Raw genomic sequence first — 14,054 nt, 5'->3', positions numbered from 1 at the left:
CCCCAAGGAAGTTACGGAGATAGGGTAATCCTATGAAAACAAGGACAATTACAATGAAGAAAGCGCTCCTCGGCAGCCTGATTTCGGCTGCCTTGCTGACCAGCTTCAATCTGAGTGCCGCCACCGCCGGTCAGGCCGTGGACGCTCAAGCCGCCACCGACAATGCCTCCAAAGTTTCCCAGCAGAAGATCGACAGCTACGCCGACTCTGCCGAGTCAGCCCTGGCCCAGTACAAGGCCGCCCTGCGCCAGGTCGACAGCCTGCGCACCTACAACGAGCAGGTGGGCAAGATGGTCGAGTCCCAGAGTGCCGAGCTCGCCTCCATGCAGAAGCAGATCGCCCAGATCGACCAGACCAGCACCGAAGTGGTGCCCCTGATGCTCAAGATGATCGACTCCCTCGATCAGTTCGTGGCCCTGGACCTGCCGTTCCAGAAGGTCGAGCGGGAGGACCGCGTGGCGGCCCTGACCGATCTCATGAACCGGGCCGACGTCACCATCTCCGAGAAGTACCGCAAGATCCTCGAGGCCTACCAGATCGAAGAGGGCTTCAGCCGCACCATCGAAGCCTACAAGGCGAGCCTGGACAAGGATGGCGGCGAGAAGACCTACGAGTTCCTGCGCGTGGGTCGCATCGCCCTGCTCTACCAGTCCCCGGATGGCAATGAGACCGGCATGTGGAACAAGAAGACCCGCCAGTGGGAGGAGCTGCCCCAGGAGTATCGCAGCGCGGTTGAACAGGGCCTTCGCATCGCCAAGAAGCAGGCGCCTCCCGCCCTCATCAAGCTGCCGGTTCAAACTGCGGAGAAAGCATCATGAAAGGAATCAAACTTGCCATCGCCTCGCTGATCGCGGGCGCCACCCTGGTCACCCTGCCGGTGACCGCCGCCGAGAAGCCGGTGGATCTCAATGCCCTGCTCAATCAGGTCAAGGCCGCCAGCACCAGCGAGTCCCAGCTCAACAAGGAGCGGGAAGCCCGCTTCCTGGCCGACAAGAACGAGCAGACAGCCCTGCTGGCCAAGGCCAAGGCGGAGCTGGCCGCCGAGGTTGCCAAGGGCGAACAGCTCAAGGCCACCTTCGATGCCAACGACAAGCAGCTCACCGAGCTGACCGAGACCCTGCGCCAGCGCTCCGGCAACATGGGCGAGATGTTCGGCGTGCTGCGCCAGTTCGCCGGCGAGTTCAAGGGGATCTTCAACGCCTCCGCCCGCCGGGTCGAGCATCCCGAGCAGACCGCCCTGCTGACCCGTCTGGCCGAGAGCAAGGAGCTCCCCTCCAGCGATGACCTGACCGCCTTCTGGACCACCACCCTCAGCCGCATGGTCGACGGTGGCAAGGTGAGCCAGATCCCGGCGACCGTGGTCTACGGCGAGGGCAACCAGGCCGAGAAGACGGTCACCCAGATCGGCGAGTTCAACACCGTCTCCGAGGGCAAGTACCTCACCTTCGTGCCGGAGACCGGCAAGTTCGAGCAGCTGCCCCGCCAGCCCGACAAGGCGGTACTGGAGCCCGTGGCCGACTTTGAGCAGGGTGACGGCAGCGTCAAGCCCGTCTTCATCGATCCGTCCCGCGGCGTGATCCTCTCCCTGCTGGTGCAGTCCCCGACCCTGAAGGAACGGATCGACCAGGGGGGTGAAGTGGGTTACGTCATCATGGTGCTCGGCGTGCTCGGGACCCTGCTGGCCCTGTTCTGCGGTGCCCGCCTCTCCCTCATCGGCGGCGCCATGCGCAAGCAGCTGAAGTCCGAGCAGGTCATCAAGGGCAACCCCATCGGCGAGATGCTGGTGGCCTACCAGGAGCACCGCGGTGACAACATCGAGGATCTGGAATCCAAGCTCGACGAGATCATCCTGCGCAACGTGCCCAAGTTCGAGAAGGGCATCAGCATCATCAAGCTGATCGCCTCGGTCGCCCCGTTGCTGGGTCTGCTGGGCACCGTGGTGGGGATGATCGCCACCTTCCAGGCCATCACCCTGTTCGGCACTGGCGATCCCAAGCTGATGGCGGGCGGCATCTCCGAGGCCCTGGTCACCACCATGCAGGGTCTGGTCGTGGCCGTGCCCATGCTGTTCCTCTACACCATCGTACAGACCCAGAGCCGCCGTCTCATCCAGGTCCTGGAAGAGCAGAGCGCCGGCTTCGTCGCCCGCTATCAGGAACGCTTGCACGCCGCCAAGGCCGCAGCCTAAGGAGTCACCCATGTGGTTCTGGTTGATTGAAGAAGTCGAGTCGGTCCGCCGGTTTCTGGGATTGGGGGGCGACGTGCTGGTCGCCCTGTTCTTCCTGACCCTGATGATGTGGGCCCTGCTGCTGGAGCGCTGGTTCTACTTCAGGGCGGTCTACCCCAAGCAGGTGAAGCAGACCAAGGCTGCCTGGCTGGCCCGCACCGATCACCTCTCCTGGTCCGCCAAACAGATCCGCCGCGAGCTGGTCTCCCGGGTCGCCATGGCGGTGGACAAGGGGATGCCGGTCATCAAGGTGCTGATCGCCCTCTGCCCGCTGATGGGGCTGCTGGGGACCGTGGTCGGCATGGTGCAGGTGTTCGACACCCTGGCCATCACAGGCACCGGGTCGCCGCGCGCCATGGCCTCGGGGATCTCCAAGGCGACGGTGCCGACCATGGCGGGCATGATTGCCGCCCTTTCCGGCCTGTTTTTTGTCAACCAGCTCGATCACAAGGCCAAGTTGGCGGTGCAGAAGCTGGAAGACAACCTGAAACACGGCTGATGCAGGATGCACATCCCCGGCAGGCCTTGGCCCGCCGGGGCACAGAACAAGCAAGGAGTTTTTTGCCATGAGAAAACGTCACAGCGACAGCGGTGCGGACGAGGCGGCCATCGATTTGACCCCCATGCTGGACATAGTGTTCATCATGCTGATCTTCTTCATCGTCACCACCTCGTTCGTCAAGGAGTCCGGCGTGGAGATCAACCGCCCGAGCGCCAGCACGGCCGAGACGGTGAAGAAGGGGAACATCATGGTCGCGGTCCGCGAGAACGGTCAGGTCTGGGTCGACAAACGGGTCGTCGAGGTGGGGGCGGTGCGCGCCAACATCGAGCGGCTGCGGGCGGAGAACCCGGAGAGCGCCGTGGTGATCCAGGCCGATACCGAGTCCCGTTCCGGGCTGGTGGTCCAAGTCATGGATCAGATCCGCATGGCCGGTGTCCAGAACATCTCCATCGCGGCAAGCAAGAGCAGCTGATGCCGGAGCGAGCCCTATGAGATACCTGATATCGTTGGCGGTCTCCTGCGTGGTGGTGTTCTTCCTGTTCCTGGGAATGAACAAGCTCATCACGCCGGATCACCGGGAGCTGACGGAGAGGGAGGACGTCACCATGACCGACTTCATCCGCCTCAAGCCTCAGGAGACCCTGCAAGAGAAGCAACGGGAACTGCCCAAGCCGCCGCCCCCGAACCGCCCGCCTCCCCCTCCCGAGATGGAGGTGGCGAGCACGGACAGGCCGCAGATGGAGAGCTCCCCCATGGACATGCCCAAGCTCGACATCCCGGTCAACATCGGTGGTGGCAACGCCCTCGGTGCCTACAGCACCGGCGGCGGTGGCGGCGGCATGGGTGGCAACAACGGCGCCATCCCGATGGCGACCTTCGAGCCCATGATGCCCCGCAAGGCGGCGCTGGCCGGCCTCGCCTCCGGCAAGGTGCTGGTGGAGTTCACCGTCACCGAGCGCGGCACCGTGAGCAACATCCGCATCGTCAAGGAAGAGCCCCGCAGCTATGACCTCGGCAAGGCGGCGCGCCAGACCATAGCCAAGTGGACCTTCAAGCCGGCCATGGTGGACGGCAAGCCGCAGCCCAGTCGCATGCAGCAAGAGATCGAGTTTGCGACCAACTAAGGAAGGTGGCGATGAAAAAGTTACACACCCTGATCCTCGCCCCGGTGGCCATGGCGGTGCTGCTCAGCACCGCCGCCTGGGCCGCCGAACAGCCCGCCCTGTCTGACCGCGCCTACCGCGCGGTCAACAAGGCCCAGGCGTTGATCACCGAGAAGAAATACGGCGAGGCCAATGCCAAGCTGCAGGAGGCGCTGTCCGGCGCAGGCGAGCGGGTCTACGACAAGGGGGTCATTCTGCAGACCCTGGGCTTCGTGGCCGCCCAGCAGGAGAAGTACGGTCAGGCGACCAAGTACTTCGCCGACGCCATCGCCACCGGCGGCCTGCCGCCCCCGGTGGCCCAGCAGGTGCGCTACAACCTGGCCCAGCTCTACATGGCCGAGGGGAACTTCAAGGGCTCCATCAGCACCATGAAGGAGTGGTTCGCGAACCTCGGCAAGGACGAGAAACCGACCCCGCACGCCTACATCACCCTGGCCAACGCCCATGTGCAGCTCAAGCAGTACCGGGAAGCCATTCCGGCGGTGGACAGCGCGATCAAGCTCTCTGCGGGCAAGGCGCCTGAGTCCTGGTACCTGCTGAAGATGGCGGCCCACTACGAGCTGAAACAGTACAAGCCGGCCACCGAGGTGCTCACCGCGCTGGTCGACCGCTATCCGGAGAAGAAGAAGTACTGGACCCAGCTGTCGGCCATGCATATGCAAGCGGGCAACGATGGCAAGGCGCTGGCGGCGCTGGAAGGGGCCTACAACCTCGGCATGCTGACCGAGGCGGCCGAATTGCAGCGTCTGGCCAACTACCTCGCCTTCGCCGGCATTCCCCACCGCGCCGCCCGCGTGATGGAGAAGGCCATGAAGGAGGGGACCATCGAGAGCACCGCGGCCAACTACAAGACGCTCGCCAACTACTGGCATCAGGCCAAGGAGCTGGACCCGGCCATCGACACCCTGGCCAAGTCCTACAAGCTGGCCCCCAATGCCGAGCTGCAGCTCAAGATGGCGCGCATGATGATCCAGAGCAAGCGCTACCAGGATCTGGTGGCCTTCGCCGCCAAGCCTGCCGCCAACGCCAGCGGCGAGCAGCGGGCGGATCTGAAGTTCCTGACCGGGGTCGCCTATTTTGAGCAGCAAAAGCCCAAGGAGGCGCTCAACGCCTTCACCCAGGCCGCCCAGAATGGCAACGTCAGTGGCCGCGCCACCCCCTGGATCAGCTTCCTGAAGGAGCAGCAGGGCGGCGCCGTCACTCAATAAACCGGCACGCCATGGGCAAGAATCCGCCCATGGCGACTGCCCATTCACAATGGGGTTCGCCCCGCAGATTGCCTTGGTGGCAATTGGCCGCTCTTCGGAGCGGTCTTTTTTATGGCCCCCTGCCCTTTTCACCCCTCCCCTCCTTACACAGGGCGCAAAAAAAATCCGGAGCCTGGGCTCCGGATTGGGTCGTTGCGTTGAGAGGGGATTGCCCCCTCAACCTGTCATCAGTAGTTGCACACCAGCTTCCAACTGCCGTCACCCGCTCTGAGTGCGCTGCTGGTACAGCAGCCGGGACAACTCAGTAGTTGCACACCAGCTTCCAACTGCCGTCATCCGCTCTGAGTTCGCTGCTGGTATAGCAGCCGGGACAACTCAGTAGTTGCACACCAGCTTCCAACTGCCGTCACCCGCGCTGAGTTCGCTGCTGGTACAGCAGCCGGGACAACTCAGTAGTTGCACACCAGCTTCCAACTGCCGGCACCCGCTCTGAGTTCGCTGCTGGTACAGCAGCCGGGACAACTCAGTAGTTGCACACCAGCTTCCAACTGCCGGCACCCGCTCTGAGTGCGCTACTGGTACAGCAGCCGGGACAACTCAGTAGTTGCACACCAGCTTCCAACTGCCGTCACCCGCTCTGAGTTCGCTGCTGGTATAGCAGCCGGGACAACTCAGTAGTTGCACACCAGCTTCCAGCTGCCGTCGCCCGCCTTGGGTTCGCTGCTGGTCCACCAGTTCGCCTGCCAGACCCCCTTGTTGTGGGTCATGCGGTCGGTGCCGTTGGCGTGATCCCCGCGTGGCCAGGTCGGATAGGCGTTGTAGTCCGCCGGGTTGACGTTCTGGCTGGCGCAGGTGGTGCCACCGCTGCCGCCGTCCCCCCCACTGCTGCCCAGCACCGCCTCGGCCAGGGCCGGGAAGTCGGACTTCAGGCCTATGGTCTGGCTGCCGGCAATCAGGCGCATGCCGCTCGGCACGCCGGCGGCCGGCAGGTAGTAGGTCATGGCCACTTCCACGTCGGTGCCCGGCGCCCAAGCCTTCCAGGCCGGCAGCGTCAGGGCCACCTTGTGGAAGTCCTTCTCGCTCGCGATGCCGTCCGAGTTCTGGTTGCCGCCGCTCTCCACCACCTTCAGCCCCATGCCGCTCTGGTCGGTGATGGTGTCGGAGGTGGAGGTGGGCACCAGGAACTCGATGCGGGTGCCGCCCGGAATGGTCTGGGTCGACCTGTTGGTGAGCTTGAGGGTCGGGTTGATCGGGTAGTTGGAGTCCCCTTCCTTGAAGCCGGAGAGGCTCACGCCGATGTCGAGCTGGGCGGCCGGAGCCGGCAGATCATTCTGCTTCAGGGCCGCCTTGTCGGCCTTGCTGAACTTCTCGTAGGCGAGGCTGGTGAGGGTGCTGCCCATCACGTACTCGTTCTTCGCGGCATCGAAGTCATAGTCCCCCGCCATCTCCCAGAACATGACGCCGCCCAGGCCGCGCTTGACGATGTAGTCGAGCTTGTGACCCATGGACTCTTCATCTTCGGTGGAGAGGAACACCTTCTTCTGCTCGTTCCAGAGCCAGGGCGCATGGGCCTTGTCGTCGTAGTAACGCACATACTGGCCTTGCATCACGTGGGCCGGGTTGTTGGGATCCAGACCCCAGGCCTGACCGTAGCTCGGCAGAGTGGTGATGCCGAGGCTGGCCGCGTGCTCCAGGTTCTTGGCGTGCCACATGGGCACGGCGCCGCCGCCTATCTCCTTGCCGTTCTTGTCAAGGTCGTGCCAGATGTTGTCGATGCCCACCGCCCCGTTGCCGCAGGGGATGGTGCTGCCACCGGTGCCCGGCTGGCAATCGCTCTGGCTCGGCAGCGCCGCCTTGCCACCCAGGCCGTGGGTGCCACCGGTGACCCCCTGCCAGCCGCGGGTGTAATAGGGCACCCCTATGTTGATCTTGCCCGCCGCCAGGGCGCCACGAAAGTAGTGGGCCGCCCAGGCGGAGTTGAGATAGCCGATGCCGCCAAACTGGGCCTGGGTGTAGACCCCCCACTGGGCCAGCTCGGGATCCGCCTTGTTGTCGAACAGGGCGGCGTTGTGGCCGACGAAGTGGTTCCAGGCACCGTGGAAGTCATAGGTCATCAGGTTGACGTAGTCGAGGTACTGGGTGACCTGGAAGTTTTCCATGCCGCGCAGCAGGTAGGCCGAGGCCGGCGAGGCGATGGTCAGCATGTACTTGCGACCGTCCTCGGTCCCGGCGCTGTCGAGCTTGTTGCGCAGGGTCTTCATCAGCACTTCATAGTTCGCAAAGAGCTTGCCGCGACACTGGTTGGAGAGCGGGAAGTCGTTGGGGTTGCCCGCATCCTTCATGGAGGTGGGGTACTCGTAGTCGATATCCACCCCATCGAAGCCGTACTGGCGGATGAAGCCTACGGCCGAGTCAGCAAAGGCGTTGATGCCGGCGGTGTTGACCGAGCAGTCGCCCTTGGTGGTGGCGGCGTAGAAGCCGCGGGTATCGGCCCAGCCCCCGACGGAGATGAGGGTCTTCACGTCCGGGTACTGCTTCTTGTACTTGGACAGCAGGTTGAAGTGACCCTGATAGGCGAACTCCGGATCCATCTCGGCGCCCGGCACCCCGTTCCAGGTCAGCTTGGTGGCGGCGTCATCCACCTTGATGGTGTGGCTCTGCTCATCCACCGCCGCGAAGGCGTAGTTGATGTGGGTGATCTTGTCCCAGGGGATGTCGCTCACCAGGTAGGCGGGCAGGCCGTTCTTGCCGGTGCGCCAGGAGGTGAAATAGCCGATGACGCGGCGGCCGTGGTCATCCCCCATGCACTCGCTGCCGTCGGCGCGGTAGATCTGGCGCACGTCGCAGGAGAGGTTGCCGCCGGTGGGGGGCAGCGCGGCCTCTTCCACCTGCACATCGACCTGGGCCGACTCCCCGGAGAGATTGGTCTTGTCGGTCGCCACCAGCTTGAGACCGGCCAGCCCCTTGCTCTGGGGCGTCCAGCTCAGTTGCCAGGGAGCGCTGGTGTCCTCGCCCACCTTCTGGCCATTCACGAACAGCTCGACCCTGGCGACGTCGTCGTTGGCGTCGGTGACATTGCCGCTCACGGTGAGGGCACGGCCCAGAGTCACCCTGGCACCGGCGGCGGGGCTCGCGATGCTCGCCCTGGGCGCCTCGGGCGCGACCACGGCGGCGACCTTGAAGCTGGAGTCCGCCTCGCTCAGCACCTTGCCGTCCTTGTCCAGCGCCCGAGCCTTGAGGGCGTGATTGCCCACACCGACGGCAGACCAGCTGGCACTCCAGGGGGAGGCGTTCGCCGTGGCAACCAGGGTGCCGTCGACCAGGTATTCCACCCGGGCGAGCGCCGTGACCGGGCCGCTCAGGGTGACCGCCAGCGCGACGCTTGCCCCTTCGCTGACGCTGCTGCCCACGGCAGGGGAGCCGATGGCGACGACCAGGGCCGGTGGCGGCACTTCGCCGCCATAGAGCCTCCACGCATCTGCCCAGACCACGCCCACCCCGGGGGCATAGTGGTAGGGCGAGGCGCCGCACCAGCCGGAGTAGGGGAATTCCTTGCATTCATAGAGGGCGCCTGCGTTGCTGACGATGTCGCCAGCCTGGTAGGCGGTGCCGGCCTGATAGGCGGGATAGGCGGCCTGCGCCCAGGCAGGGACGGCCGCAAGGGCGACCAGCATGGCGAGCCTGCTGGGCCTCAAGATCTGTTGCATATTGTTGTCATCCTTGTTTTGTCTTGGCTTCAACACCGGGAAAAGCGCAATCGCAACAGGGAACAAGGGAACGACAACAGGCCATGGACGGGCCACAGACCCTCAAGTCACCCTGGGTAACCCCGCTGTCTGGCCCACGTGGGTCAGATCGGAGGCTTTGCGTCCCGACATCGCTGCCGGTTTGCCCTTTGCCTGGGTTCCGTGAGGAACAGCCCGAGTATAGGAAGCAAGTGACAACGGCTCAATCTTTATTCTCGAAGGAAAATATGTGAATGCCGGCGGCTTCACACTTTTCACCCACCGGACAAATAACAAATAACTCATCAATATCAAACTGTTAGCCATGTCAAAAAATGGCAGATGGGCTCCTTTGTCTCCTTATAATGTGCGCTCCCTCACTGGTCAGAGCAGCCAGAAATGTGACAATGCGCGCCCTTGGCCAAGAGGCCAAGGCTATGGAAACACTGGCAAAAATAAAAAAAGGAATCCCCATGAAAGGAACACCTACCCTGCTGTCGCTGGCAGTGGGGCTCGCCCTCGCGTCCCCGTCTCTCCATGCCGCGGGCTTCAGTTGCCCGGCCGACAGTGCCCTCACCCCCATCCCCGCCATCCAGGGCAGCGGCGACAAGAGCCCCCTCGTCCCTGACGATCAGTTCGAAAGCCCCGGCAGCGTCTCGGTCAGGGCCGTGGTCTCCGCCCTTGGCGAGAGTCTCAACAAGGGCTTCTACCTGCTGGATGTGCAGGGGGACGGCAACCTCGAGACGTCGGACGGCATCTTCGTCTACCTCAATGACAAGAACTTCGCCAGCAAGTACCCGGACATCCAGCCGGGCGCCCTGGTCTGTCTGGAGGCCAAGGTCGAGGAGTATCATGGTCACACCCAGCTCAAGCCCCTGTTTGATGGCAGCACACCGCGCCTGACAACCCTGGCCCAGGGCGCCGCCCCCGCCCCCGCCGCCACGGCACTGCGGGTGCTGGAGGGGGAAACCCTGGCCCGGGCCCTGGAGCGTCACGAAGGGATGCGGGTGCGCCTCGATGGGGGCAGCGCGCTCAAGGTAAGCCGCAACTTCAGCTACGACTATGCCGCCCGGCGCAACAACCTGGTGCTCGCCCACGGCGCCCCGCTGATGAAGCCGACCCAGCTCCATGTGGCGAGCAGCCCCGAGGCCGTGGCGCTGGCCGAGGCCAATGCGGGCAACCGCGTCTTCCTCGAGTCGGACTTCAAGGCCGCCAACGGCAAGCTGCCCTGGTTGCCCGCCTGGGAGCCGGAGCAGGGTTACCTGCGCATCGGCGATGCCCCGGTCAATCTGGAAGCCCTGGTGGGTTACAGCCATGACGAGTACCGCCTGATAGTGCCCAAGGATCAGCGCATCACGGCGGGGGATCTGCTGCGCACCGACGAGAACGACCGCCAGGGCGCACCGGCCCGCGCCAATGGCACCGACCTGCGCATCGGCAGCTTCAACGTGCTCAACTATTTCACCAGCCACTCCAGCGTGGGGGGCGCCCTCAACGTGCTCTGCGCGGATCAGGCGGACGCGGACAGCGCCAAGGGCTGCAACCGCGGCGCCAAGAGCCTGGAGGAGTTCCAGTTGCAGCGCGCCAAGATCGTCAGCGCCATCACCGAGATGGACGCCGACCTGCTCGGCCTGATGGAGATGGAGAACAACGGCTTCGACGAGCACGCCGCCCTCCACGATCTGGTGGAGAGCCTCAACACCCGGCAAAAGGAGGTGAGTAAGCACTACGCCTTCGTCACCCTGCCCAAGGCCCTGCTCACGGAGGATCGCTTCTTTGGCGGCGACGCCATCATGGTGGCCATGATTTACCGCCCCGCCCTGCTCACCCCGAGCGGCGATGCCAGCGTGATCCAGCTGCCCGAGCAGCGCTACACCACGGGCGGCGTCGCCAGGACTGCCGGCCAGCGTGACTCCCTGGTGCAGCGCTTCACCGTAACGGGTAGCAAGGATCCCCTGACCCTGGTGGTCAACCATTTGAAATCCAAGGGTTCGGGTTGCTACGAGAACGGGGATGGCAAGAGCGAGCCTGCGGATCTGCAGGGCAAGTGCACCGAGTTTCGGGTCAGCGCCGCCAAGGTGCTGGGGGAGGCGGTGAGCAAGCTGCCGGGCCAGGTGCTGCTGGTGGGGGACTTCAACTCCTATGCCAAGGAGGATCCCATCCGGGTGCTGACCGACTATGCGCCGGCCAGCAGCGATCGCAAGATCCGCTCCGCCTCCCACACCTTCCTCGGCGAGCAGGCGTATGAGCCCATCGGCCAGGAGGTGGGCAAGGGCTATGGTCTGGTGGACCTGAACGTCAGGTTCAACCAGGAGAAGGCCATCTCCTACAGCTACGAGGCCGAGCTCGGCACCCTGGACTACGCCCTCGCCAACCCGGCGTTGGCGAACAAGGTGGTGGCCGTGGCCGACTGGCACATCAACTCCTACGAGAGCAACCTGTTCGAGTACGGTCGTGGCTTCACCGGTGACATGATCAAGTCGGACAACCCGTTCAGCGCCTCCGACCACGACCCCATCATCGTCGACCTCAGGCTCAGGGAAGCGAGCAAGGGCGGTGGCGGCGCCTTGGGCGTCCTGCTGTTGGCGCTGCTGCCGCTGGCCTGGCGTCGTCGTCACGGCTGATGCCGAACCGGCATGAACCAAAAGCCCGCCGCAGTGCGGGCTTTGTTACGACGAAGAGGAAAGGAAGATGGAGGCGAAAAGAAAAAGGCCACCGCAATGCGGTGGCCTTCTATATGGTGGAGCTACGCGGGATCGAACCGCGGACCTCTTGCATGCCATGCAAGCGCTCTCCCAGCTGAGCTATAACCCCAAATTCTTTCTTCATTAGACAATGGGTTCTGGCGGCCGATTGTCCGTTACTGCAAATAATGGTGGAGCTACGCGGGATCGAACCGCGGACCTCTTGCATGCCATGCAAGCGCTCTCCCAGCTGAGCTATAACCCCAAATTCTTTCTTCATTAGACAACGGGTTCTGGCGGCCGGTTGTCCGTTACTGCAAATAATGGTGGAGCTACGCGGGATCGAACCGCGGACCTCTTGCATGCCATGCAAGCGCTCTCCCAGCTGAGCTATAACCCCACAAAGATCGGCCTGGGTGATACACACCGCACTGCCCTGGGTACTTCATCTTCAATCAGGAACCTGGTGGAGCTACGCGGGATCGAACCGCGGACCTCTTGCATGCCATGCAAGCGCTCTCCCAGCTGAGCTATAACCCCTTGGATTCCAGATTGTTCGAGGAGAATTTGGTGGAGCTACGCGGGATCGAACCGCGGACCTCTTGCATGCCATGCAAGCGCTCTCCCAGCTGAGCTATAACCCCAACTCACCTCGGCGCTACCAAAGTTATCTCTGGCAACGGAGGCGCATGATAGGCATCGCCCGCTTTGCTGTCAACCCAAAATTCTCGCTCGTTGGAGCGTTTAGTCAAAATTCAGGCAGTTAGCCGGTTTTACCGCCAACCTCGTCGCTATCTCCCTGTTTTACGTCGCAAATCCGCTCGAGGCCAAAATGCGAAGGGCCCCGTCAGGGGGCCCTTCTGGTGATTCACAGCAGCTTACTCGGCGGCCATGCGCGCTTCGATATAAGCCAGCGCGCGATCGATACGAGCGAGGACTCGCTCCTTGCCCACCAGTGCCATCACGGCGTCGATCGCCGGGGACTGACCCTGGCCGGTGACGGCCACGCGCAGCGGCATGCCGACCTTGCCCATGCCTTGGCCCAGCTCGGCAGCGGTCGCTTCAATCAGCTCGTGCAGCGCTTCGGTAGTCCAGCTATCCAGTGCAGCCAGCTTGGTTTTGGCCAGAGCCAGCGGCTCGGCCGCGACGCCACGCAGGTGCTTCTTGGCAGCAGCTTCGTCGATGGTCTCGTACTCTTCGAACAGGTAGCGGCTCTGGGCGGCCACCTCCACCAGGGTGTTGCAACGCTCGGCCAGCAGGGTGACCACGTCGGCCAGGGCCGGGCCATTGCGGGTGTCGATCTTCTGGTTTTCCATGTGCCAGGCCAGATGCTTGGCAACATAGGTCGGATCCAGGCTGCGCATGTAGTGGTTGTTCAGCCACAGCAGCTTGTCGGTGTTGAAGGCAGAGGCAGACTTGGAGATGGCATCCAGGCTGAACAGCTTGATCATCTCGTCCAGGCTGAAGATCTCCTGATCGCCGTGGGACCAGCCCAGACGCACCAGATAGTTCAGCAGGGCTTCCGGCAGGTAGCCATCGTCGCGGTACTGCATCACGGAGACTGCACCGTGGCGCTTGGAGAGCTTGGCACCGTCGTCACCCAGGATCATGGAGACGTGGGCAAATTCCGGTACCGGCGCGTTCAGCGCCTTGTAGATGTTGATCTGGCGCGGGGTGTTGTTGATGTGGTCTTCACCACGCACCACGTGGGTGATCTCCATATCCCAGTCATCGACTACAACACAGAAGTTGTAGGTCGGCGCACCGTCGGTACGGCGGATGATCAGATCGTCGAGCTCTGTGTTGGCGAACTCGATGCGGCCGCGCACGTGGTCGTCGAACACCACCGAGCCTTCGGTCGGGTTGCGGAAGCGGATCACGTGCGGCGCATCGGCCGGGTGATCGTGGGCGCCATCCCGGCACTTGCCGTCATAACGGGGCTTCTCGCCGTTGGCCATCTGGCCTTCGCGCAGCGCTTCCAACCGCTCCTTGGAGCAGTAGCACTTGTAGGCGCGACCGTCCGCCAGCATCTCGTCGATCAGGGCGTTGTAGCGATCGAAGCGCTTGGTCTGATAGTAGGGACCCTCATCCCAGTTCAGCTCCAGCCATTCCATGCCCTCAATGATGGCGTCGATGGCCTCCTGAGTGGAACGTTCCAGATCGGTATCCTCGATACGCAGCACAAACTCGCCGCCCTGGTTCTTTGCAAACAACCAGGAATAGAGTGCGGTACGGGCACCGCCGACATGCAAAAAGCCGGTCGGGCTGGGAGCAAAACGGGTCTTGACTTTCATCTTTAAGCCTTGTGTAGAGGGCCTTGGGCCAATTCGTTAAAAAAACCGTCGCATTTTAGCACCGACAATGACGGATGGGAAAACCATGGAGAGGCAGAGGGTAAAATAGGGGAGAAACAGGTAAAAACCACTGACTATGAGTGGGATCGCAGAATGTTACCTCTTTTTCCGCTTAGCTAGGCGAGATTGCTGGAGAGATCTCCCGCCCTGCCGATACTTCGGACAACCTTCTACCACACAAGGAACACAAG

9 protein-coding genes, 5 tRNA genes and 1 riboswitch are annotated in these 14,054 nt (G+C 63.2%); of the genes, 7 read left to right on the top strand and 7 right to left on the bottom strand.

Annotated elements, in window-relative coordinates; all coding sequences use genetic code 11:
- Positions 1-53: 53 nt before the first annotated feature.
- The 6 genes from I6L39_RS10995 (at position 54) to I6L39_RS10970 (ending at position 5,100) form a co-directional block, all read left to right on the top strand.
- Complete coding sequence (locus tag I6L39_RS10995; RefSeq protein ID WP_040068668.1) at positions 54-818, top strand: DUF3450 domain-containing protein; 765 nt, start codon at positions 54-56, stop codon at positions 816-818.
- Positions 815-2,188, top strand: coding sequence for a MotA/TolQ/ExbB proton channel family protein (locus tag I6L39_RS10990; protein WP_216989670.1), 1,374 nt, complete (start codon positions 815-817; stop codon positions 2,186-2,188). The genes I6L39_RS10995 and I6L39_RS10990 overlap by 4 nt, the downstream gene beginning before the upstream one ends.
- Positions 2,189-2,198: 10 nt before the next feature.
- On the top strand, positions 2,199-2,726 hold the full coding sequence (locus I6L39_RS10985) for a MotA/TolQ/ExbB proton channel family protein (RefSeq protein WP_042079118.1): 528 nt from the start codon (positions 2,199-2,201) through the stop codon (positions 2,724-2,726).
- 67 nt (positions 2,727-2,793) lie between these two features.
- Positions 2,794-3,201, top strand: a complete 408-nt coding sequence (locus tag I6L39_RS10980) for a biopolymer transporter ExbD (protein WP_005327075.1) — start codon at positions 2,794-2,796, stop codon at positions 3,199-3,201.
- A 16-nt stretch (positions 3,202-3,217) separates the two neighbouring features.
- On the top strand, positions 3,218-3,853 hold the full coding sequence (locus tag I6L39_RS10975; RefSeq protein WP_209793187.1) for an energy transducer TonB: 636 nt from the start codon (positions 3,218-3,220) through the stop codon (positions 3,851-3,853).
- A gap of 11 nt (positions 3,854-3,864) precedes the next feature.
- Entirely contained in the window at positions 3,865-5,100 is a 1,236-nt protein-coding gene (locus I6L39_RS10970; protein WP_216989669.1) for a lipopolysaccharide assembly protein LapB, read from the top strand.
- Positions 5,101-5,771: 671 nt separating this feature from the next.
- Here I6L39_RS10970 and I6L39_RS10965 read toward each other — a convergent pair.
- Positions 5,772-8,774 (bottom strand): glycosyl hydrolase family 18 protein, encoded by a 3,003-nt coding sequence (locus I6L39_RS10965; protein ID WP_216991783.1) that lies wholly within the window; start codon positions 8,772-8,774, stop codon positions 5,772-5,774.
- Between the two features lie 145 nt (positions 8,775-8,919).
- Positions 8,920-9,003: riboswitch (cyclic di-GMP riboswitch) on the bottom strand.
- Positions 9,004-9,298: 295 nt separating this feature from the next.
- Here I6L39_RS10965 and I6L39_RS10960 point away from each other — a divergent pair.
- Positions 9,299-11,449, top strand: a complete 2,151-nt coding sequence (locus I6L39_RS10960) for an ExeM/NucH family extracellular endonuclease (RefSeq protein ID WP_216989668.1) — start codon at positions 9,299-9,301, stop codon at positions 11,447-11,449.
- Positions 11,450-11,563: 114 nt separating this feature from the next.
- On the opposite strand, the gene I6L39_RS10955 is transcribed toward I6L39_RS10960, so the two are convergent.
- The 6 genes from I6L39_RS10955 to gltX all read right to left on the bottom strand — a co-directional run bounded on the left by I6L39_RS10955 (position 11,564) and on the right by gltX (position 13,803).
- Positions 11,564-11,639: transfer RNA gene (locus I6L39_RS10955), tRNA-Ala, on the bottom strand.
- Between the two features lie 59 nt (positions 11,640-11,698).
- A tRNA-Ala gene (locus I6L39_RS10950) sits at positions 11,699-11,774 on the bottom strand.
- Positions 11,775-11,833: 59 nt separating this feature from the next.
- Positions 11,834-11,909 (bottom strand) — tRNA-Ala (locus tag I6L39_RS10945).
- Positions 11,910-11,973: 64 nt separating this feature from the next.
- A tRNA-Ala gene (locus tag I6L39_RS10940) sits at positions 11,974-12,049 on the bottom strand.
- A 28-nt stretch (positions 12,050-12,077) separates the two neighbouring features.
- A tRNA-Ala gene (locus I6L39_RS10935) sits at positions 12,078-12,153 on the bottom strand.
- Between the two features lie 234 nt (positions 12,154-12,387).
- Entirely contained in the window at positions 12,388-13,803 is a 1,416-nt protein-coding gene (gene gltX / locus I6L39_RS10930; protein WP_216989667.1) for a glutamate--tRNA ligase, read from the bottom strand.
- Positions 13,804-14,054: the final 251 nt, after the last annotated feature.

The sequence above is a fragment of the Aeromonas sp. FDAARGOS 1409 genome (assembly GCF_019048705.1).
GTDB lineage: Bacteria > Pseudomonadota > Gammaproteobacteria > Enterobacterales > Aeromonadaceae > Aeromonas > Aeromonas sanarellii.
The sequence above is the reverse complement of the archived record's forward strand: the minus strand, read 5'-3'. Positions and strand labels throughout refer to the sequence as shown.